The organism is Niallia circulans (genome assembly GCF_007273535.1).
In the GTDB taxonomy this organism is placed as follows: Bacteria; Bacillota; Bacilli; order Bacillales; family Cytobacillaceae; genus Niallia; species Niallia circulans_B.
Genome location: NZ_RIBP01000004.1, coordinates 3,664,151 through 3,686,269, shown reverse-complemented (window position 1 = coordinate 3,686,269; position 22,119 = coordinate 3,664,151). Strand labels below are relative to the sequence as shown.

The window sequence follows — 22,119 nt, the reverse complement described above, 5'->3', positions numbered from 1 at the left end:
TTTCTTAGACGCGGTGCATGGATTGGAATATTTCTTCTAACTGGATGTTAATTTTTAAGTTCAGCTCATTACCAAGTTGATCTAGCTGTTGACGCAATTCATCGAGATTTTCCTTCTGGGTAATATCGACTAACATCATCATCGTAAAAAAGTCCTGTAGAATGGTTTGACTAATATCTAAAATATTAACATTATTTTCTGAAATCACGGTAGTTACTTTGCTGATTATTCCTACTTGATCTTTGCCAATTACACTTACAACTGCACGTCGCTGCTGCATTATATCACCTCATTATTATGATGGTCTTTTTGTTGGGAACATTCTGTTTAACTTAAAAAGTGGAGATACAGTATATTCTGCTGCTGTTTTTCCATTACTATGTAAGTGCTCAAGCTAAAGTGCAGTTCCTAAAAAAAGACAGTTGCATTTTGTACACGTCCAAAGAGCAAGGCATTCCTTCCTGATAACAGAAAAAGAAGATTGGAATTCTCCAATCTTCTTATCAGGAAAGAATAACGAATACACTATAAAAGTATAGATCAGTTACTCTCCTGTCCTTTTACCTGAGATTGTGAATCCTTCGGTGCCTAAAAATAGGTCTCTCCAGAAGCTGCTCCTGCCATAGTGTCATCCATGACATTCAACGCACGCTATTCGCATATAAAATTATATTGTGATGTTATCAGTTTTTTTTGATTTGGTCAACAACATTTACAAATAAGAGAATAGAACTATCTTAAAAAGGACAAGGAGAAAAAAAGAGGCAGGAAGGATAAATTAAGCGAACAGAGCTTAAGCTAACAAGGATGAAAAAAGGAGGTGTAAGATTAATGACAAAATCAAAAAGAGAAGAAGAACGAGAATGGACAGTGCGCAAACAAGAACAAAAACCACACGGCAAAGTAAAAACAAAAAAAGAACTAGCTGAAGAATAGAATTTATAACAACTAAGGTGAATTTTGTGGAGAATTCTCTCCATAAACAGAGGTATTGTTGGACAGGTGAGACCCTGCAGGGAAATACAACCTGAAGTTGCAAGAAGAAGTACCATAAAACGAACTTACACTAAAAAAGAAGCCGGCTTTCGAAAGCCGGCTTCTATCACTTAAGGATTTTATAATTTTTATGATTAACGACTGTTCTTTGCTCTAATTCAAGGTCGCGATAATTATCCATATATGTCAAATCTACTATTACTGAATTCTCATTTACTTTTTCCACAATTCCTTGCAGGCCTCTAAATTCTATAATGTTGCCAACCTCAGCTCTCTTCATGTGTATTCTCTCCTTATATGCCAAATTTGTAGTATTCTGTATATTTTAGTTTGCACTAAAAATACTTCCCCGTAAAGAAATATGGATATATGATGAACAGAAGGAAATGTTTATAAATTCGTTCTATGTAAACGGAAATAAACCGCTTTCCTTTTTGGATGCTAATGCTAATAAATATGATTCTAAGCTTGAAACAATACTATAGAACCATGAATTATGGGCTTTCGTTATATGGTTGAGATAGATGCATATCGTAATGATTGAAGTTATTATAGCATAGTTTCGATAAATTGGTAATTAAATGCACTTGCCCTTAAAGACATTCTATGCAGAGGAGTGTAAATTTGTTTCCATTATCCATGTATGATAATAATATTTACATGTGGTTATGAAATAAGAAATGAATATATGCACTAATAAAAGGAAGGAAAGTCAAGATTATGTTACAGGAAGAATTTATTAAAGCGTTAGATCAATTGAAATCTGGGGAAATCAAAGAATATAAGGTAAGTAAAGAAGATTTTCTTGTCTTCCGACTTGAGCTAGTAAAGAGAGAAGACTTCAAGCATTTCCGCGGTATTGCCGAAAGGGGCGGAGGAGCTATTTATGAGTACCTTCAAGAGCCGCGAAGCTAAGGATGCGATGACATTACATATTTAAGGAACGATGTTTTTTTAAATATGTGCAATATTTTTCATTGTCTCATCGGAAAAGAAATGCTATCCTACTTTTGAGATGTCTTTTTTAAAAATAACTTAAATGCCTGATAATTATCAATAATTTACATTTTTTCTTATGCTTTGGAAAAAACTATAATGGTCAAATAATATATAAAAGTGTTGATTTTATGAAGAAACAGAACAATCTCTGCTTGATTTCTATTGGGACAGGTTTAAAATTTACATCTTTTATACTTTCAGTTTACAATAGTAGCTATGAAATATATATTAGTTATGGATAAACGGTTCTTGACTATTATATGGGGTTGTTTAAGTTGAAAAGGCTAAAACCATCTTATTTATTATTTGAATGAAGGAGTTTGATATTAATGGTAGAAAAACAATTTAAAGTTATCGCAGATACAGGGATTCATGCACGACCTGCAACACTTTTAGTACAAGCTGCAAGCAAATTTGATTCAGAAATTAACCTTGAGTACAAAGAGAAAAAGGTTAACCTTAAGTCTATCATGGGTGTTATGTCTCTTGGAATTGGCCAAGGCGCTGATATCAAAATCATTGCTGAAGGCAGTGACGAGACAGAAGCAATTAGTGGTTTAGAAGAAACATTGAAAAAGGAAGGACTTGCTGAATAATGAGTTTTTTACAAGGAATTGCTGCCTCTAGTGGAATTGCCATTGCTAAAGCGTATCGTTTAGTAGAACCAAATTTATCATTTGAAAAGAAAACAGTAGAAGATGCTGCTGATGAAATTAACCGTTTTCAAGAAGCGCTTGCTACTTCTAAACAAGAGTTAGATGCTATTCGTGAAAAAGCGAATACAGAATTAGGTGCTGATAAAGCAGCTATTTTCGAAGCTCATCTTTTAGTATTGAGCGATCCTGAATTAATCGCTCCAATCGAAGACAAAATCAATACAGAATCTGTAAATGCTGAAGTTGCTCTTAAAGAAACGACAGATATGTTCATTAACATGTTTGAATCAATGGATAATGAGTACATGCAAGAGCGTGCTGCTGATATCCGTGACGTAACTAAAAGGGTTCTTTCACACTTGCTTGGTGTACATTTAGCTAATCCAAGCATGATTTCAGAAGAGGTTGTTGTTGTTGCAGAGGATTTAACTCCATCTGATACAGCTCAATTAAACCGTCAATTTGTTAAAGGTTTCACTACAGATATCGGCGGAAGAACTTCTCACTCTGCTATCATGGCTCGTTCTTTGGAAATTCCAGCAGTTGTTGGAACGAAAAAAGTAACGGAAGAAATCTCAAACGGCGACTTAGTAATCGTTGACGGATTGAAAGGTGAAATTCACATCAATCCAACACCAGAAGTAGTGGAAAGCTACAAAAAAATCGCTGCAGAATACGAAGAGCAAAAAGCTGAGTGGGCTAAGCTTGTTAATGAAGAAACTGTCAGCGCTGATGGTGTGCACGTTGAACTTGCTGCAAACATCGGAACTCCAAACGATTTAGAAGGTGTTACTTCAAACGGTGGAGAAGCAGTTGGTCTTTACAGAACTGAATTCCTTTACATGGGAAGAGATCAGCTTCCAACAGAAGATGAGCAGTTCGAATCATATAAAGCTGTTCTTGAAGGCATGAAAGGTAAACCAGTTGTTGTTCGTACATTAGATATAGGTGGGGACAAAGAGCTTCCATACCTTGAGCTTCCAAAAGAAATGAACCCATTCCTTGGATTCCGTGCAATCCGTCTATGTCTTGAGGAAACTGGAATCTTCCGTACGCAATTAAGAGCATTGCTTCGTGCAAGCTCATATGGAAATTTAAAAATCATGTTCCCAATGATTGCAACATTAAACGAATTCCGTGCTGCTAAAGCATTGCTTGAAGAAGAGAAAGCAAACTTGACTGCTGAAGGCGTAACAGTTGCTGATAAGATTGAACTTGGAATCATGGTTGAGATTCCTTCAACTGCTGTATTGGCTGACCAATTCGCTAAAGAAGTTGACTTCTTCAGTATCGGAACAAATGACTTAATCCAATACACGATGGCTGCTGACCGCATGAACGAAAGAGTTTCATACCTGTATCAGCCTTACAATCCATCCATTCTTCGTCTTGTTAAGATGGTTATTGATGCTGCACATAAAGAAGGCAAATGGGCTGGAATGTGTGGCGAGATGGCTGGAGACGAAACAGCGATTCCGTTATTGCTTGGTCTAGGATTAGATGAGTTCTCAATGAGTGCAACATCTATCCTTAAAGCAAGATCACAAATTCTTAGCCTGTCTAAAAAAGAAATGGAAGAGCTTGCTGAAAAAGCATTGCAAATGTCCACAACAGAAGAAGTTATGGAGGCTGTTAAAGCAGCAGCTAAACTTTCTTAATCAGACAGAAAAAATAATTTTATAAAAAAAGTGAAAATGAATGTTTAGAATGCTCTTGAAGGGGGTAAAACTAAACTAAGCACAGGCACTTAAAGTTTTTAAGTTTGCTAAGCTATTCTCATTTTCCCCTTATTTGACTGACTAGTTCACTAGTCAGTCCTTTTTTTTGTTGACTTTCTTCATCATCTATTAATGAACACCTATTAATCCATATGTTATGATGATTTATGAATGCCAGTACTATGAAGGTGGAGGGAAGAAATCGGATGTTAACTAATGAGAATACTGTAATTGGTTTTATTGGTGTCGGAGTTATGGGGAAAAGCATGGCCAGAAACCTAATGACAAACGGTTATCCTGTTGTCGTTTACAACCGCACGAAGGAAAAGGCAGAGGAATTGCTGAAGGATGGTGCTGTTTGGGCGGAGAGTCCGAAAGAAGTAGCTGAAAAAGCAAATGTAATTATTACAATTGTTGGCTATCCAAAGGACGTAGAAGAGGTGTATTTAGGCAAGGAAGGCATTATTAGCAATGTGAACGCAAATACATATGTAATTGATATGACTACTTCTACTCCAAGCTTAGCAAAAAGGATTTTTGAAGAAGCAAAGAGCAAAAGCATACATGCCTTGGATGCTCCAGTTTCAGGCGGAGATATTGGTGCGAGAGAGGCTAAGCTATCGATAATGGTTGGTGGCGCTGAAGATGATTTTGCTGCTGTACTGCCAATTTTCGAAATTTTAGGAACAAATATTGTCTATCAAGGTGCTGCCGGTGCTGGTCAGCACACGAAAATGTGCAACCAGATTGCAATAGCATCTAATATGATTGGTGTTTGTGAAGCAATAGTTTATGCAGAAAAGGCAGGACTGAATCCAGATAATGTTCTCAAAAGCATCACAACAGGAGCTGCAGGCAGTTTTTCATTGTCAAATTTAGCGCCGAGAATTATTAAAGGGGATTTTGAGCCTGGTTTTTATATTAAGCATTTTATTAAGGACATGAGGATTGCCATGGAGGAAGCAAAGCAGATGGAAATGGAAACTCCAGGCTTAGCTCTTGCAGAAAACTTATATAGCAGACTTGCTGCTCTTGGACAAGATGAGCTTGGTACACAAGCATTATACAAATATTGGCAGCAATAATATTAAGGATCTCTTCCTCCAGGAAGAGATCCTTATACTTATTTAATGGTATTTAAATAAGTACCAAGCCTGTCACAAGCTTCTTTTAATGTATCAAAAGAATAAGCGAAGGAAATGCGGAAATAGCCTTCTCCTAAAGGAGAAAAAGCACTGCCTGGAACAACTGCCAAATTTGCTTTTTCGACTAAATCCAAGCAAAAATCAAATGATGTTATGCCAGACACAGGTATCTTAATGAAGAAATAAAAGGCACCATCTGGATTAACGACCTCTAAACCAAAATCAGTCAAACGGGAATAAAGATAATCCCGTCTTTTTTTGTATTCCTCCTTCATTGGCAGACTGTCGTCAATGCCAACTGTCAATGCCTGCAAGGCTGCTTGTTGAGAAATAGACGAGGCACATGTTACATTGTACTGATGAACCTTAAGTATTTGCTGACAAATAGGTTCAGGAGCAAATAAAAAGCCGATGCGCCAGCCTGTCATGCTATGGGATTTTGATAACCCGTTAATAACAATCGTTTTCTCTCTGAGGAAACTGCCGATAGAAATATGACCTGCGTCAAAAAGCAATTCACTGTATATTTCATCTGCCAGAACAAATATATCTTTGTCCTGCAGTAAATCAGCTATTGCCAGTAGCTCATTTTTATTTAAGCTGACCCCTGTCGGATTGCTTGGGTATGGGAGAACGATACATCTCGTTTCTTCCGTTATGTAAGGTTCAATGAGCTCTGCTGTGAAACGAAAGTCATTTTCTTTGATATCAACATAAATTGGCGTTGCTCCACATAAGCGGATAATCGGCTCATAACCAGGATATACAGGACCTGGCAGAATTACTTCAACACCTTCTTCTAAGATTGTGCGGAAGGCAATATCAATTGCTTCACTAGCACCAGTAGTTACGATAACCTCTGTTGCTGGTTGATAGTCCAAGCTGTATTTTTTTGAAACAAATTCACAAGCTGCCTGTCTTAGCGCCAAATCTCCTGCATTATGTGTGTATGTGGTGAAATCCTCGTCAATGGCCTTTTTGGCAGCCTCTTTAATGTGAGCAGGGGTAGGGAAATCAGGCTGACCAATTGTCAGTGCAAGCATGCCCTCTTTGCCTGCGACCATATTGGAGAATTTACGAATTCCGGATATTTCAATATCCTTAACTTTTTTATTTATCAAATATTCCATGTTTTCCACCTTATTGTTTATTTTCTGCTTATTATAAGTATCATAACAAATACAAGTTATCTTGAAAACAATAGCCTTGTCAGAAAAAAAGCACTTTAAAAAAAGCGCAGTAGAATGATTTAGTAGCCATATTCCCAATCTATATCTTCTTTTAACAACACCATTTCTCCACAATAATTTACTTCTTCGTTCTGTTCAGCGTCTGTAATGTTTTCTAAGATGGTAATAGATGAATCCTCATTAAATAAAATAGCTGTGCCATTCATGCTTGCAACCCCCTTCTTCTATAAAATCCTTATAGAAATAGTTTATTCACTAATAGGAAATCCGATTAGATTTTAGCTCGATGTTCACAAAGATGATACATTTATTGCCTCTGATTATGAAGAATTAATGGGGATTATTACAACTTTTTTACATAAAAAGGGTTGTTTACGCACATTGCAGCAGATATGATGGAAAAGGAGGGGAGAATTCCCAAAAATGTATAGGGTATGAAATTGATGGTTGAAACAAAGGATCTCCGTCTGCATGTAAATGATCAAACAAATTTTTTTTGAAACGAAGGAGGTCAAAATAGTTTTATGGAACAATCAAAAACTCAATCACAGAAATTACGTGGTACAGCACTATATTTTTCCTTGCCAATACTCGCTTGGGCCCTATATGATGCGGCAAATACGATATTTTCTTCCAACATTAATACGATATTTTTCCCATTATATTTACAAGAAATCATCGGTACAGATAAAGTTCAAGAGCAAATAGCTAGTACTGTAATAACGTATTCTAATGCAGTAGCAAGCTTTTTGTTAGTTTTATTTTCGCCATTATTTGGCGTTTTGATGGATAGGACCGGCAGAAAAAAGAAATATATTATCATATTCACCATTCTTACTGTTCTTGGTACGATTCTTATGGGAGTTGTTGGGGGGATAACCTTCGAGGATTCTATAATGGGTATTCCAATGTCATTATTTTTTGTCATATTATTATTTGTTTTTGCTAAGTTTGCCTATCATTCTAGTCTTGTGTTTTATGATACGATGATCTCTGATTTAGGAACAAAAGAGCAAATGCCACTTATTTCGGGATTCGGTGTAGCTGTTGGCTATATGGGAACATTAATTGGCCTTGCAGTCTACCTGTTTGTCGGAGACGGTGATTACTATCGCTCCTTTATTCCAACAGGCCTGCTGTTTCTCTTATTGTCTTTACCGCTTTTCTTTATTATTAAGGATACTCCAAAACAGACTACTGAAAAGCAATCCTTTCTATCAGGCTATAAGGAAATATTTGAAACGTTTAAACAGGCTCGGAAGTACCGTGAAATCTTCACATTCATGATTGCCTATTTCTTTTTAAATGATGCAGTTGCAACAACCATTGCTGTAATGGCGGTTTATGCAAATACGGTAGTTGGTATTTCGGCAGGAAAGTTTATCATTTTATATTTGGTCTCTACCTTATCAAGCATTATCGGGTCGTTTATTTTCGGTTATATTGCCAAGAAAATAGGTGCTTACAAATCAATCCGAATTGTTGGGGTTCTTCTTGTGGTTGCATTAATTATCGCAGCAGTTGCCTGGAACGAATTACTGTTTTGGATTGCAGGAAGCATGTTTGGTATTGCGCTTGGCAGTATGTGGGTTACATCAAGGGCTTATATTGTTGAAATAACACCAGAAGAAAAACGTGGCCAATTCTTTGGACTATTCGCCTTCTCAGGTAAGGTGTCATCTATTGTCGGACCACTTTTATATGGTAGCATTACCCTTATATTTGCTGATTTAGGCAATACTGCAAGCAGAATGGCATTAGGCTCATTGATTATCTTAACTGTCATCGGCCTAATCATTCATGGGAAGGTGCAAAAGAGTGTGAATTAAATAGTTTACCCTAAGAAAAGAGGCTGGGACATAAGTATGTGAACCTGCGTAAAGACCGAACTACTTAATCAACTATTGATTAAATAGTTCGTTTTTTTGTTTTTTAGTTTTAATACAAAAAATTAGAAATTTTAGTGGAATGGAGCGGAGGCCCCTTGACTCCTGTGAGAAATAGAGGACGCTTTAGACCCCGCAGGCGAGGACGAGCGCGCAATGAAACGAACTAACTTTAACTCCAAATTCTATTTAGACACAACCTTCATTTTTCAAATTTATTTGTAATTCTATTAATCGTTTTTAGAGAAGTTATCTTTTATTTTGTCCTAGCCTCTTTTTCTTTGCTTTTTTAAAGAGTGATGATGCTTTTGGTAAAAGGATTGAAATTATTTTAACCACAGTCTTCACAGTACCAAAAAACAGCCGATATAAAGAGAGATTCAAGGTAAACACAGATAAAAACTTTTGCCAATTATAAAATAATTGATTAAGTTTACACTTAATAGCAACGATATAACGTATAGGAAGATTATGCTCAAGTAGGAAGGACGAGAATGATGAACAATGATAAAGGCATTTTGTTAGAAACTGGAACAAATGAATTAGAAATTGTGGAATTTGGGGTAGGAAAGAATAAATTTGGAATTAATGTTATCAAAGTAAAAGAAATCATTAACCCAGTGCCGATAACAACTATTCCCCATGCCCATCCTAATGTAGAGGGTATCATGGAGTTGAGAGGCGAGGTTCTGCCTGTAGTCAACTTGGCAAATGCTCTTGGCTTACCGCCTTCAGAGGAGCCAGAGAAAGATAAGTTTATTGTATCGGAGTTTAATAAAACAAAAATTATCTTTCATGTACATAATGTCTCCCAGATACATCGTATCTCATGGGAAGACATTGAAAAGCCATCTGAAATGTACCAGGGAGCTGAAAGCCAAATCATTGGTGTTATTAAGCTGAACGGGGAAATGATTTTGTTGCTTGATTTTGAGCGTATTGTTGTAGACATTAATCCGGAATCAGGCATTAATGTGCAGCAAGTGAAAAGATTGGGTGCTCGTGAAAGAAGCAATAAGCAGCTTATCGTTGTGGAGGATTCACCATTATTAAGAAAACTGCTAGAGGATACGCTGTCAGAGGCAGGGTATGATAAGGTGCAATTCTTTGAAAACGGCCGAGAAGCATATGATTATTTGCAAGGAGTTAATGAGTCAAACAAAAGCATAGAAGATATTGTTCAGCTTGTTATTACAGATATTGAAATGCCGCAAATGGATGGCCATCATTTAACAAGAAAAATCAAAGAGGATGCGAAGCTGGGACAATTGCCGGTTATCATTTTCTCCTCCTTAATTACAGAAGATTTGAGACATAAAGGCAAACGAGTTGGAGCAAACGCCCAAGTCAGCAAACCAGAAATCGCTGAATTAATCCTGCTTGTTGATGAGCATATTCTTTAAAAACAAAAAAGTCTGCACGAAACGGAAGCTTTGGTAGTGACCCCTTAAAGTTAGAGTTTTTATTATGCAGCTAATTGGCTGGCATGAGTTCGGAATTTTACCGGACTCATGCCGGCCAGTTTTTGTTTAATTCGATCGTTGTTATAGTAATGGATGTACTTCTCAATCTTCATATTCAATGTTTCGTAAGAAATTAATTGTTCTCCGTAATACATTTCCTGCTTCAGTAAGCCAAAGAAGTTCTCCATTGCTGCATTGTCTGCACATGTTGCTTTGCGAGACATGCTTTGGTACATCTTATTTTCTTTCAATGTTTGTACCCATTTGTAGTGCTGATAGTGCCAGCCTTGATCGGAGTGAATGGTTGTTCGATATTTGGCACGCTCTTGAATAATAGGAAGCACCTGTTTTAATGAATCCATCACAAATTCCAGCGTTGGACTTTTAGACATACTAAACCCAATAATTTCCCCGTTATATAAATCCATGATAGGGCTTAAATACAACTTCTCATCATTTGTACATTTGAATTCCGTTACGTCGGTCACAACTTTTTGAAGGGTATGTGGTGTGTGGAAACGACGGTTCAAACGATTTTTCGCCACTTTCCCAACCGTACCTTTATACGATTTGTAGCGTGATTTACGCACGAATTTTTCGCATTTCAAACCTAGCTTCTTCATGATACGTTGTACTTTCTTATGGTTAACGGGGTAACCTTGCATTTTCAATTCCGCATGAATACGACGATAACCATATCTGCCTTTATGCTTCTCAAACGTCTCTAAAATCAACGTTTCCCACGTTTCATTTGGATCCTTTTGTTTCATCTGTTTGATTTGATAATGATACGTTGCCTCTGGAATTTCCACTTGTGTTAAGACATCTTTTAATCGGAATCCTTCTTCTTTAAGTTCGAAGGCGATGGCTGCTTGTGCTTTTTCGAGGAAGGCATCCGGATTCTCTCGAAAAGCCTTCAACTTTTTTAAATAGGCAACCTCTAATCGAAGCATTTCATTTTCACGTTCTAACTGTTCCTCACGTGACATTGGTTTATTCTGTTTATTCGCTGTTGTTTTTGGTTTTTTAGACATAGACGGGCGCCCCTTTGCTTTTTGTTGCAGGCCCTCTATTCCTTCTTTTTCTAATTTACTGTTCCAATTGGCGATTAAACTCGGATTATTTATCCTAAATTGAATTGCTGTCTCTTGAAAAGAAGCACCTGTTTGTTTCCTAAAGTGTAATACATCCAATTTGAATTGAACAGGGTATTCCTCATTAGCTATTTTCCGTTGTAACCCTTTTTCGCCAAAAGCTTTATAAGCACTTACCCAATTCTTAATTGGTGAAGAAGATGGAATACTGTATTTTTGCGCCAATCGGTCATAACTTAAAGCACTTTTCAAATACTCTTGAACAATTTTTAGTTTGAAATTCCCACTATATTTAGCCATAAAAAAACACCCCAAAAGTTAGATTTCAACTCTAACTTTTGGGGTGCAGCACCTTTTCCGTGTCGATGCAGACTTTTTATTTATCATAGAGAAACACAGGCTAAGTACTTCTGCTTAATTATTTAATAGCTTTCACCGAGCTTTTTAAAAACAGGCTTAACATAACGCTTGTTCTGCGGCTTGTTTTGATCCGGCTTGTCTTCTTTTAATCCAGTATAGGCAATGAGCAGTTTTTTTGCCTGATTAAGGGAAATGGTCGATTTCGGATTCCTGACATTTTGGTTTAAGGAGCCAAGATGGGGCAGTTCTTCAAAATCTTTTTTTGTTGGAGGTAGGTGGAAGGTATATTCTCCACATTGTACCAATATATCAGATTGCTGCTGGCTGTTTCTTGGATTGCCTGAAAAATGAAGTCCGATTTTTTTTGCTTTACCTTCAATCAGCAGTTTTTGCAGACTAGCTTGTTTTAGCTTGTAAAGAAATTTTGGATCTGTTGCTGTTTTAGCATGGCGATTAACTACTGAAATGGACTGTGAGAGGTTGTCAATCGTTGGGTTCAATTGCGGCATTTTTGACGGATGCTTATGCATAATCTTTGAACTCCTTTCTAGTAGAGTATGAATACAAGCTATTATACTATTTTTCCAAAAGAAAAGAAATCCTTTCTAAAATCAATAGTGAATAATTGTCAGTTTATTTTTACGAGGAGAATATAAACAATCGACTATATGCGCCGATATTTATACTAAGATAAACGAGATGAAGAATCTCGCATGAAAAGATGTATATATAAATAGTTTTAGTATTCAATTATATTAACCATTAAGCTTTTACTTTATACATTTGAGAACAATTAACAGTTAGTGGCACTGAGAGAAGTAGAATAAGGATGATACAAATGAATGGATTATATGAGATCCTAAATGATGAAAAGCATAAAAATATACACACGCGCATTGAGAGAATCATATTTGAAATCATTTTTAAGCATATCAATGATATGGTTTACATTATGAAGGCAGAACCTGGACCGCTTTTTACTTATGTTTTTGCAAATGAGGCAGGATATGCCCATGCGAAGCTCGCCCCAAACTACATTGGGAAACCGCTGCAGGAGGTTCTTCTACCAAGTTTAGCCGAGGCTCTTCAGCAAGAATATGGTATGGTTTATGACGCGAAAGAAATGCGTGTTTTTTCTGATGAAGTCATTTTGCCAGAAGGAATCAAGCGCTATGGGGAGTCTGTTTTGACACCTATTTTGGATACAGACGGGAATGTGAAATTTATTGTTTCTGTGACAAGAGATGTAACAAAACTACAGGAAGAAAAACAGAGACTCATTGAGAGAGAACAGCAAATTCGCTCCATTGTCGACCACAATCTTGATGCCGTTCTTGGAATCGATTTAAGTGGCTCCATTTATACGGTGAATCCAGCCGGGGAAAAGCTGACAGGATACACGTTAGAAAAGATTCTGAACAGGTCTATTTTTGAATTGATTGATGAAGACAGTCTCACATACTTTAAGGATCAAATCAGAAAATGCCGGTTGACACATTTGTCCCAGTCCATTGACAGTGTGTTAAAAATGAAGAATGGTCATGTCCTTAATCTCCATATTAAAATTATTCCTATCATTGTTAATAATAGTGCACAAGGAATGTATATCATACTTAGAGATATGTCAGAGAAAAAAGAAACAGCGGAAAAAATCAGATATATGGCTTTCCATGATCAGCTCACAGGACTGTATAACAGAAGAGCATTGCTGGAAGATTTAAATATGGAAATAAAAAAAGCGACAGAAAATGGCACAGAAATTGCACTGCTCACAATTGACCTTGACAGGTTTAAATATATTAATGACACCTTTGGTCATATCATAGGCGACCAAATATTGATAAAGGTTGCAGACAGGCTGTTAGAATTTAATAATATGGATTGTCATGTGTATAGGCAAGGCGGGGATGAGTTCATTATTGTACTTGCTAACATCACAAGGCAAAAGGCAACCTCTTTTGCTCAAGCAATCCTGTCAAGATTTGCAAGCTCCTTTTACCTAGATTCACAGGAATACTATATTACCCCAAGCATAGGCATAAGTATGTATCCGAATGATGGGAAGGACGAAGGCACGCTCATCAAAAATGCAGATGAAGCTTTATTCAGAGTGAAGGAAAGAGGCAAGGCTCATTATCAATTTTATCGATCTGATATGAATATTACCTTAACAAACATTGTGACAATGGAGACGAATTTACGGAAAGCTGTCCAAAATGAGGAACTGACCTTATTTTATCAGCCACAAATTGACTTGAAAGACAAGACAATTAAGAGCGTAGAAGCACTGCTCAGATGGGAATGTCCAACATTAGGGTTCATTTCTCCCGGAGAATTTATTCCCCTTGCAGAGGATACAGGCCTTATCATTCCAATTGGAAACTGGGTTATTGAAACAGCATGTAAGCAAATCAGCAGCTGGCTGCAGGCATTTGGCAATGGCATCCGCATTGCAGTCAATATCTCTCCAAAGCAATTCGAACAACCTAACTTTGTAGATATCATTAAGTCAGCAATTATTAAAAATGATATACCGGCAAACTTGCTTGAAATCGAAATAACAGAAGGCGCCATGCATAATTCAAAGGAGGCAATTCCTGTATTAAGGAAATTGAAGGAGCTTGGTGTTATCATATCTGTTGATGATTTTGGGACAGGGTATTCTTCGTTAAGCTATATTAAGCAATTTCCAATCGACATTCTAAAAATTGATCAATCATTTGTCAGAGATGTATTGGAAAATGTTAAGGATGCAGCGATTATTACAACCATCATTCACTTAGGAAAAAACCTAGGGATGGACGTCATTGCCGAAGGGGTAGAATGCCAGGAGCAGGCAGATATTCTGATAGCCGCTAATTGCCATAAGGCACAAGGCTTTTATTATTCCAGACCACTTCCAGCGAGTGAAGTGGAGAAGTTTTTAATGTCCCGTGCCAACTTTGGAAATAGGAATGAAAAAACGGATAATGGAATAAATTAAACAAAAGGGTATGAAGATTTCATGCCTTCCTCAATTAAAATTGCCATCCTTGAAGATATCCAAGGATGGCAACATTTATCTATAGCTGACAGCCCGATTTTTTAAAGCTGCCCATGATTTAATAAAACGCGTTTTATTTACCTTTACATTCTTTCTTCCTGACAGCGGATCATTAAGATAAACATAATTATTGTCATAACCAACAAGTACAACGGCATGCAGGTCAAGTGGTGTTTTAATGGTTCTTCCTTTATGTTCCCAAGATTCCCATCTGTCTGGAAGCCTATAGTCGCCAGTTGTCCAAACTACAACAGGAAAACCATCAGATACATGCTTTTCGACAGCGGAGAAAGAAAGATTGGTTAAATTAACGGCTCTCTCAGGCAAATAATGATTCACTAAATCTTCAATTGGTTGATCAAAAACAGCATAGCCGCTGCTTCGGCCTGTCATATCTCCAACAAACCCGACTGCAGGGTCACCCCAGCTAATAATATCTCCATGTTTTTTGACAAGAGGGTCAGAATCCTTGGCTACTTTTTTATATAAATCCATTTTTGTGACCTTAACTCCTGCATATTGCAGGACCATAGCCAAACTAGTGACCTCACAGCCATACTTTAAGTCTGGATTCTGCTTAATTAATGGTACATTAAGCCTGATAGGCCTTCCAGTTTGAGGAGAGGCTGCAGGAATTGCTTGAGCACCTTCGGCAGAGGCAATGGAAGCTATATCTAACCTAGTATCTGGCTTCAAGGAAGTTATTAGAAGCACCATTAGAAAAATCAATTTGAAATAACTCATAGGCAACCTACTTTCGATTGCCGACTCCTATAACATATAGGATATGAGTTTTCAGGTTGTTTATGAGGATAGATAATTTCCAATAAAGGTGAATTAATGATTATAGGCTAAATATTCAAAATAAATATAGTGTTACAGGTCTATTAAAGGGAAATAGCACGACATTGTATGGTATAATAAGTCATTATTTATGGGGAGGCTGATCAAAATATGGACGCATTAGATATTTTGACAGATCTAGAAAATGTCATCCCTTATTTCCAAGCTATTTTTAGTGCTGATGAACATAAAGTAATTGGATATGAAGTATTAGGAAGATATAACGGGATAAATGGGATAGAAAGCTTAGGTCCGTTTTTTCTAGATGAGTCAATACCAGAGGAATATAAAAATGAAGTTGACAAGGCAGTATTGACAAAGGCACTGGATAAAGCGACAGAAGTTAAGGGAGATTTCCTGCTTTTTATCAATCGCGATGCTGATCTCCTGATGTATGATGACGGCGAGGAATTTCTGCAAATGCTTATGTCATACGAAGAGCGGGGCATGGATTTAAAACGAATTGTACTCGAAATATCAGAACGGAATTATACTGGTCAATCTCAACATCTTGATCATTTGCTTGTTTATTATCGTACATTTGGCATAAAGATTGCGATTGATAAAATGGGAAGTGAAAGCAGCTATATTGATCGCATTGGAGAATTAGCTCCAGATATTATGAAAATCGATCTATTAGCGCTTCGTTCCACATCTACTTCTCATATGTATCAAAATGTTCTTTATTCTCTGTCCATGCTTGCCAGAAAAATAGGCGCAAACCTCTTGTTTGAAAATATTGAAATGGTACACCAGCTTCAATTTGCTTGGAAAAATGGCGGTAGATTTTATCAAGGCTTTTACTTGCATCATCCTGAAGAATATTTTATTGACCCAGCAATTCGTAAAGGTCAATTAGGGGCTGAGTTTCATGAATTTATCTCATATGAAAAGAAAAAGCTGACATCTATTCTTCAGTTAACAGCAAAATTTCAAATTGAGCTCACTGAATTATTGCAGAAATACCGTAAATACAGCAGCTTTGAAGAACTGTTGAAGTGCCTGTCAAATGAACTGACAGATGTTGCCTTTCGAATGTATGTATGTGATGAAGATGGCTTTCAAAAATCAGCAAATATCTTTTATGACAACAACATTTGGGTTCTGCAGGATGAGTATGTAAATAAAAACTGGAGCTGGCGCCCGTATTTCCTAGAAAATATTATCAGGATGCAAAATGAAAAAAAAGGCATTTTGTCTGATTTATACAGCGATATTGAAACAGGCGGAACCGTTAGGACATTTTCCTATCCACTTGATGCTAATGAATTTCTTTTTATCGATCTTTCCTATAACTTCTTGGATAAGATGGAAGTACTGCTTAATTAAGACCCTTATATTAGGGTCTTTTTTTTGTTTAACGTTATATTCCCCTATTTTGGGGTATACGTCTTATAAGAGAGAATTTTGTCAAACCAGTTCGGAATTTTACGAACGAAAATAGGAATACAGCCAAGGAATTATTGTTATCATTAACATAGAGAAAGGGGAGAGGGCAAATGAAAAAGACGATGATCAGTATTTTTGTTTTAGTACTAGCCCTTGCATTTGCACATCCATCACTAGCTAAGGAAAAAGAAGAGTTGTCAACAAGAGGAGAAGTCCTGCAATTTTTGGAAGATGCATTTACAGCCCAAGTATCATTAAGTGAAAGGTATAGAGAAATGGAAGAGGTAGACTCCCTTTTAACACCGTATTTTTCTAACGAATATAAGGACAGTTTTCTTGAAGCAAACCTCGTGACGGAAAATGGTAAATTCATTACATTCGGCAGTGATTTTGCTCCATACTATATTCCGTTTTTTCAGTTTTCGGAAAAAACAGAAATCGATATTCAGCAAGATAAGATTTATGTATACGAATTTTTTGAAGCTCCAGAGGACGGTCCTTTATACTATGAAAACCATTATGAGGGATTGCTTTTGAAGAAAGTAAATGACAAATGGAAGGTATCAAGCCAGCTTACAAATGAGGAAATTGTGGAATATCTAAAAGCAGAAAAAGAAAATGACAGCAAGCATCAGAACGGTATGCTGTCATTGTCGAATATAAATTGGGGAAAAGAAATTTTTGCTGAATTTCAGATTTCTCTCAGCACTCCTTTTGCAAAATATTAATATTCTACATTCTTAGTAAGAGGTATACCATAAGTTAAGGTAGCTGCTCTTAAAAGCCAAGAACCTCCTGCAGCTTATCATGGTCAAAGCCAGCGATGACTGTTTCGCCAATGATAAAAGTTGGAGTAGAATAGCATTGATATTTTTGCACAAGTTCTTTTCTTGCACGAGCATCCTTTTGGATATCCCTTAAGTCCAGTTCAAATCCTTTTTCCTTTAAAAATGTTTTTGCATATTCACATGGCGGACAATCCGGTTGTGTATACATTGTTATTTTTTTCAAAAAAACTGCCTCCATCTAGTGTAGATATATTGTTTTATCATAGCATATTATATGGTCATTAAAAAAAAGATTTGCTCATTCTTCAATTTTACTTGGACAAACACCCCGCAATATTTTATTCTGTTATTATTGGCATTTACACAAAGCAAGAAAGCTTGCTTTAATTTAAAGGGAAAGTGTATAGAAACATGCTAATAGTTAAACCTATAAAGTATATGGGTTTGTTTGAAAGGAGAGAGAGCATGTCACAGCTTCAAGGCATATTAACACGTTTGAAAAATTTACAAGAACAATCAACAGGGGGAGAACCATCCCAACGTTTTTTTGAGGTGAACGGCGAAAGAAAATGCCAAGTTACATTCCATCCAAAAACAGAAACATACGAGTTGGAAGTATACAACGATAAAGAAAAGCCAAAAAGATATCAATTCGACAATATTGATATGATTACAATTGAAATTTTCGATCTTATTCAATAATCACTTAAAAAGAGCCGTATTTTTTACGGCTCTTTTTTGTGTCATTAACCTTGCATAATTGCGCCGTAATGCAACAGTCTAATATTGAAGGGAGATGAAATTACATGCAAATAACAGTGACTTGTCCAAAATGCCAGGAGCAGGAATCATTAGAAAATGTCCTGACAGCACAGTCCAATCAGAATGTTATCTACACTTGTCCAAATTGTGGCTACAATCAGCGTAACATTGAAACGAGCAAGGGTTAAATGAGCAAATGGCCGAAAATTATGGTAAGATAGTGGAGTAGAAAATAAACTATTGAGGAGTTTTCGGCTATGACCAGCATACACAACGGAGAATTTTTAGACATTACAGTGAAAGAATTAATGATTCCTTCTGAACGTGTTGCCCATGTGCAAGTTGGTAATAATTTAGAGCATGCTCTTTTAGTGCTGACGAAAAGCGGCTATTCTTCCATACCAGTACTAGATCCTTCCTATAAGCTCCATGGCTTGCTCAGCACGCCCATTATTATGGAAAGTATCCTCGGGCTAGAGCGCATTGAATTTGAAAAATTAGATAGCATTAAAGTAGAAACGATTATGAATACGATTGTTCCTAGAGCAAATACAAATACTGCATTTAAAGACATGATGGAAATGTTAACTGATAATCCTTTTATCTGCCTTGAGGATGATGAAGGATTTTTTGATGGTATTTTGACTAGAAGGTCTGTCCTAGCAAGACTGAATACATTTTTGGAAATATAAACTTTGAGCAAGCTTCGTTTCATCAGGCTTCCCTAAAGTTATTCCCCTATAAGGCATATCTGCATTATCCATCGACTAATGAAGCGTTTTTTCAAGCCAATATCAGCAGGAACAAAGAGAGGTACATTATGTCAACAATATCTGAGCTGCAATTGTTAAAGGTTTTAGCCCAAGAGATGAATATGAGAAAAGCGGCAGAAAAACTGTTTGTATCTCAGCCAGCCCTCTCCCAGCGTTTGCAGAACATTGAGAAGGAATGGGGTGCCAAACTGTTTATCAGGTCACAACGAGGGCTTTCATTGACAGCAGCCGGTGAGCTTGTTGCGCAATTTGCAGTTGACACAATCAGCAACGAAGAAAAGGTGAAAGAAGCGATTCACGCATTAAGAGGCGAAGTTCATGGGACATTAAGTATTGCTGCAGCAAGTATTGTCGGCCAGAATTGGCTGCCAGGGGCGCTAAAGGAATTTATAAAAAGCTACCCAAGAGCGAAAGTATCCTTAATAACTGGCTGGAGCAGTGAAATATTGAAATCAATGGCTGATGGCAGCATTCACCTTGGAATAATAAGAGGAGGATCTGATTGGAAAGGTGCTAAAAAGCATTTGTTTGACGATCCTCTCTATTTAGTGGACAGTAAGATTTCAAGCCTTGATCAGCTGATGGATACAGACAGACCATTTATACAATTTAAAAGCGATTCAAGCTATTATGAGGAAATTCAAGAATGGTGGCACAGGCAATTCCCTGCACCCCCTAAAAATACCATTTATGTTGACCAAATCGAAACATGCAAGCAATTAACCTTTAACGGAATTGGCTACAGTATTTTACCTGGCATTGCACTTAAGGGTGCAAGTGAAAACCTCTTTCAAGTTCCTCTTCAAGATGAGCGGAATGCCCCAATTTACCGGAGTACATGGCTTATTGGCTATGAGGCTGCATTTCAATTGAAGCAAGTGCAGGCATTTCTTGATATTATCGATGAATATGTGGCAGGGGAGAATAGTTGTCAGCAGAAATAGGGTTTTAAACCCTTGAATTGATAGCATAGATTCAAGGCTGATGTTTGTTTTTTGCTTGTCTTCTATGCTTTTGTTTGGTAAAGTAATGCTTAGTGTTATATATACATATTGGAGGTAAACAAGATGAAAATGATGGATGCAAATGAAATTATTTCATTTATTGCAAATAGTACAAAATCAACACCTGTAAAGGTATATGTTAAAGGTAGCTTATCTGAAGTTAACTTCGGTGAGAAAATCCAATCTTTTGTTAGCGGAGATGCTGGTGTTGTATTTGGTGAATGGTCTGATATTAGTGAAGTAATGGAAGCTAATAAAGAAAAATTCACTGATTATGTAGTTGAAAATGATCGCAGAAACTCAGCTATTCCTCTATTGGACATGAAGAACATCAAAGCTCGTATTGAGCCAGGAGCTATTATTCGTGACCAAGTGGAAATTGGTGACAATGCCGTTATCATGATGGGTGCTGTTATTAATATCGGTGCAAGCATCGGCGAAGGCACAATGATCGATATGGGTGCGATTCTTGGTGGACGAGCTACTGTTGGTAAAAACAGCCATGTAGGTGCAGGCGCAGTCCTTGCAGGTGTTATCGAGCCACCTTCTGCTAAACCAGTTATCGTGGAAGACGATGTTCTTATCGGTGCAAATGCTGTTGTTGTTGAAGGTGTTACTGTTGGTAAAGGTGCTGTTGTTGCGGCAGGTGCGATCGTTCTTGAAGATGTACCGCCAAACACATTGGTTGCAGGTGCTCCAGCACGCATCATCAAAGAAATTGATGAAAAGACAAAATCCAAAACAGAAATTATGCAAGAGCTTCGTAAATTATAATAAAGACAAAAGCGTGGGAACTTACTTCCGCGCTTTTCCTTTTAATAAGGTTCTTTAAATTAAACTAATACCGATAAGCTGGAGGAGAAAAAGGTGGCAAAAACCGATTATATACAAATTAGACGTGAATTGCACCAAATTCCTGAATTAGGATTTCAAGAATATAAAACACAGGCTTATCTGTTAGATTATATTCGTTCATTATCTAGTGACCGTATTGAAATTAAACAATGGAAAACAGGAATTTTTGTTAAGGTGCTCGGCAGAAAATCTGGCAGACTTATCGGCTATCGAGCAGATATTGACGGGCTTCCAATTAAAGAAGAGACAGGACTGCCGTTCTCCTCTAATCATGAACAGGAAATGCATGCTTGCGGTCATGATTTTCATATGACAATTGCCCTTGGTGTATTAACTAATATCGTAGAAAATCCGATTGATGATGATATGCTTTTTGTTTTCCAGCCCGCAGAAGAAGGTCCAGGCGGTGCGGAACCAATGTTAAAAAGTGACATCATGCAGGAATGGAAGCCAGATATTATTATAGCCCTCCATGTCGCTCCTGAATATCCTGTTGGGACAGTCGCAGTGAAGCCTGGCCTGCTTTTTGCCAATACGTCAGAACTATTCATCGACTTGAAAGGTAAAGGTGGACATGCTGCTTATCCGCACCAAACGAATGATATGGTCGTGGCTGCATGTAATTTAGTAGCACAGCTCCAAACCATTGTGTCAAGAAATATTGATCCTCTTGACAGTGCTGTTGTTACGATTGGAAAAATAACTGGTGGTACTGTTCAAAACGTTATCGCAGAAACTGCAAGATTGGAAGGAACAATGCGTACACTTTCGGCTGAATCTATGGCAAAGGTAAAGGATAGGGTAAAAGCTCTTGTCAAAGGAATAGAAGCTGGCTATGAATGCGAATGTACGATAGATTTCGGTAGTGGTTATTATCAGGTTTATAATGAAGAAGCAATAACTGCTGAATTTATGGACTTTATACGAAGCGAAACGAATATCGAGCTAATTGAATGTAAGGAAGCGATGACAGGAGAAGACTTTGGCTATATGTTAAAGGAAATCCCAGGATTTATGTTTTGGCTTGGTGTCAATTCTCCTTACGGCTTGCATCACAGCAAGCTTAATCCAGATGAAGAAGCATTAGAGACTGCTATTAATATGATTACTTCTTATATACAATTTAAAGGGAATAACAAGTAATTATAAGAAAAA

24 protein-coding genes and 1 riboswitch are annotated in these 22,119 nt (G+C 37.1%); of the genes, 16 read left to right on the top strand and 8 right to left on the bottom strand.

Annotated features, from left to right (window positions below):
• Window positions 1-4 precede the first annotated feature (4 nt).
• Window positions 5-280 (bottom strand): ACT domain-containing protein, encoded by a 276-nt coding sequence (locus CEQ21_RS26350; protein ID WP_127735021.1) that lies wholly within the window; start codon window positions 278-280, stop codon window positions 5-7.
• Between the two features lie 262 nt (window positions 281-542).
• Window positions 543-618: riboswitch (glycine riboswitch) on the bottom strand.
• Window positions 619-831: 213 nt separating this feature from the next.
• Between CEQ21_RS26350 and CEQ21_RS27205 the strand changes: the two genes are divergently transcribed.
• Complete coding sequence (locus tag CEQ21_RS27205) at window positions 832-936, top strand: DUF6254 family protein (RefSeq protein ID WP_235907339.1); 105 nt, start codon at window positions 832-834, stop codon at window positions 934-936.
• A 166-nt stretch (window positions 937-1,102) separates the two neighbouring features.
• Here CEQ21_RS27205 and CEQ21_RS26345 read toward each other — a convergent pair whose 3' ends face one another.
• Window positions 1,103-1,276, bottom strand: coding sequence for a YkvS family protein (locus CEQ21_RS26345; protein ID WP_127735018.1), 174 nt, complete (start codon window positions 1,274-1,276; stop codon window positions 1,103-1,105).
• A gap of 440 nt (window positions 1,277-1,716) precedes the next feature.
• On the opposite strand from CEQ21_RS26345, the gene CEQ21_RS26340 reads away from it, so the two are divergent.
• From CEQ21_RS26340 to CEQ21_RS26325, 4 genes are all read left to right on the top strand, one after another.
• Window positions 1,717-1,911, top strand: coding sequence for a hypothetical protein (locus tag CEQ21_RS26340; protein WP_185767090.1), 195 nt, complete (start codon window positions 1,717-1,719; stop codon window positions 1,909-1,911).
• 413 nt (window positions 1,912-2,324) lie between these two features.
• On the top strand, window positions 2,325-2,591 hold the full coding sequence (locus tag CEQ21_RS26335) for a phosphocarrier protein HPr (protein WP_185767089.1): 267 nt from the start codon (window positions 2,325-2,327) through the stop codon (window positions 2,589-2,591).
• Entirely contained in the window at window positions 2,591-4,309 is a 1,719-nt protein-coding gene (gene ptsP / locus CEQ21_RS26330; RefSeq protein ID WP_185767088.1) for a phosphoenolpyruvate--protein phosphotransferase, read from the top strand. Before CEQ21_RS26335 ends, ptsP begins: the two co-directional genes overlap by 1 nt.
• Window positions 4,310-4,575: 266 nt before the next feature.
• Window positions 4,576-5,454 (top strand): NAD(P)-dependent oxidoreductase, encoded by an 879-nt coding sequence (locus CEQ21_RS26325; protein WP_185767087.1) that lies wholly within the window; start codon window positions 4,576-4,578, stop codon window positions 5,452-5,454.
• Between the two features lie 38 nt (window positions 5,455-5,492).
• Here CEQ21_RS26325 and CEQ21_RS26320 read toward each other — a convergent pair whose 3' ends face one another.
• Window positions 5,493-6,644: an aminotransferase A gene (locus CEQ21_RS26320; protein ID WP_185767086.1), complete on the bottom strand. Its 1,152-nt coding sequence runs from the start codon at window positions 6,642-6,644 to the stop codon at window positions 5,493-5,495.
• Between the two features lie 119 nt (window positions 6,645-6,763).
• Entirely contained in the window at window positions 6,764-6,910 is a 147-nt protein-coding gene (locus tag CEQ21_RS26315) for a hypothetical protein (protein WP_185767085.1), read from the bottom strand.
• A 318-nt stretch (window positions 6,911-7,228) separates the two neighbouring features.
• On the opposite strand from CEQ21_RS26315, the gene CEQ21_RS26310 reads away from it, so the two are divergent.
• Both CEQ21_RS26310 and CEQ21_RS26305 read left to right on the top strand, forming a co-directional pair.
• Window positions 7,229-8,533 carry an MFS transporter gene (locus CEQ21_RS26310; protein WP_185767084.1) on the top strand — a complete coding sequence of 435 codons (1,305 nt, stop codon included), beginning with the start codon at window positions 7,229-7,231 and terminating at the stop codon, window positions 8,531-8,533.
• Window positions 8,534-9,087: 554 nt separating this feature from the next.
• The gene (locus CEQ21_RS26305) at window positions 9,088-9,993 is read left to right on the top strand and encodes a chemotaxis protein (RefSeq protein ID WP_185767432.1); all 906 of its coding nucleotides are present in this window, start codon (window positions 9,088-9,090) and stop codon (window positions 9,991-9,993) included.
• A 62-nt stretch (window positions 9,994-10,055) separates the two neighbouring features.
• Here CEQ21_RS26305 and CEQ21_RS26300 read toward each other — a convergent pair whose 3' ends face one another.
• The gene (locus CEQ21_RS26300; protein ID WP_185767083.1) at window positions 10,056-11,447 is read right to left on the bottom strand and encodes an IS3 family transposase; all 1,392 of its coding nucleotides are present in this window, start codon (window positions 11,445-11,447) and stop codon (window positions 10,056-10,058) included.
• A 122-nt stretch (window positions 11,448-11,569) separates the two neighbouring features.
• On the bottom strand, window positions 11,570-12,037 hold the full coding sequence (locus CEQ21_RS26295; protein ID WP_150909393.1) for a YkyB family protein: 468 nt from the start codon (window positions 12,035-12,037) through the stop codon (window positions 11,570-11,572).
• A gap of 308 nt (window positions 12,038-12,345) precedes the next feature.
• Here CEQ21_RS26295 and CEQ21_RS26290 point away from each other — a divergent pair, with 308 nt between their 5' ends.
• Window positions 12,346-14,490, top strand: coding sequence for a putative bifunctional diguanylate cyclase/phosphodiesterase (locus CEQ21_RS26290; protein WP_185767082.1), 2,145 nt, complete (start codon window positions 12,346-12,348; stop codon window positions 14,488-14,490).
• Window positions 14,491-14,565: 75 nt separating this feature from the next.
• Here CEQ21_RS26290 and CEQ21_RS26285 read toward each other — a convergent pair whose 3' ends face one another.
• Entirely contained in the window at window positions 14,566-15,294 is a 729-nt protein-coding gene (locus tag CEQ21_RS26285; RefSeq protein ID WP_185767081.1) for a C39 family peptidase, read from the bottom strand.
• A 210-nt stretch (window positions 15,295-15,504) separates the two neighbouring features.
• Here CEQ21_RS26285 and CEQ21_RS26280 point away from each other — a divergent pair, with 210 nt between their 5' ends.
• Window positions 15,505-16,722 carry an EAL domain-containing protein gene (locus tag CEQ21_RS26280; RefSeq protein WP_185767080.1) on the top strand — a complete coding sequence of 406 codons (1,218 nt, stop codon included), beginning with the start codon at window positions 15,505-15,507 and terminating at the stop codon, window positions 16,720-16,722.
• Between the two features lie 170 nt (window positions 16,723-16,892).
• Window positions 16,893-17,510, top strand: a complete 618-nt coding sequence (locus CEQ21_RS26275) for a DUF3993 domain-containing protein (RefSeq protein ID WP_185767079.1) — start codon at window positions 16,893-16,895, stop codon at window positions 17,508-17,510.
• Window positions 17,511-17,559: 49 nt separating this feature from the next.
• Here CEQ21_RS26275 and CEQ21_RS26270 read toward each other — a convergent pair whose 3' ends face one another.
• Window positions 17,560-17,793 (bottom strand): glutaredoxin family protein, encoded by a 234-nt coding sequence (locus CEQ21_RS26270; protein ID WP_127734985.1) that lies wholly within the window; start codon window positions 17,791-17,793, stop codon window positions 17,560-17,562.
• 242 nt (window positions 17,794-18,035) lie between these two features.
• Between CEQ21_RS26270 and CEQ21_RS26265 the strand changes: the two genes are divergently transcribed.
• From CEQ21_RS26265 to CEQ21_RS26240, 6 genes are all read left to right on the top strand, one after another.
• Window positions 18,036-18,272 (top strand): YkuJ family protein, encoded by a 237-nt coding sequence (locus CEQ21_RS26265; RefSeq protein WP_127734982.1) that lies wholly within the window; start codon window positions 18,036-18,038, stop codon window positions 18,270-18,272.
• A gap of 104 nt (window positions 18,273-18,376) precedes the next feature.
• A complete protein-coding gene (locus CEQ21_RS26260) occupies window positions 18,377-18,520 on the top strand; it encodes a hypothetical protein (protein ID WP_185767078.1) in 144 nt (47 codons plus the stop codon).
• Between the two features lie 69 nt (window positions 18,521-18,589).
• Entirely contained in the window at window positions 18,590-19,024 is a 435-nt protein-coding gene (gene cbpB / locus CEQ21_RS26255; protein ID WP_185767077.1) for a cyclic-di-AMP-binding protein CbpB, read from the top strand.
• 128 nt (window positions 19,025-19,152) lie between these two features.
• Complete coding sequence (locus CEQ21_RS26250; RefSeq protein ID WP_185767076.1) at window positions 19,153-20,049, top strand: LysR family transcriptional regulator; 897 nt, start codon at window positions 19,153-19,155, stop codon at window positions 20,047-20,049.
• A 123-nt stretch (window positions 20,050-20,172) separates the two neighbouring features.
• A complete protein-coding gene (dapD, locus tag CEQ21_RS26245) occupies window positions 20,173-20,883 on the top strand; it encodes a 2,3,4,5-tetrahydropyridine-2,6-dicarboxylate N-acetyltransferase (protein ID WP_185767075.1) in 711 nt (236 codons plus the stop codon).
• Between the two features lie 93 nt (window positions 20,884-20,976).
• Window positions 20,977-22,107, top strand: coding sequence for an N-acetyldiaminopimelate deacetylase (locus CEQ21_RS26240; protein ID WP_185767074.1), 1,131 nt, complete (start codon window positions 20,977-20,979; stop codon window positions 22,105-22,107).
• Window positions 22,108-22,119 lie beyond the last annotated feature (12 nt).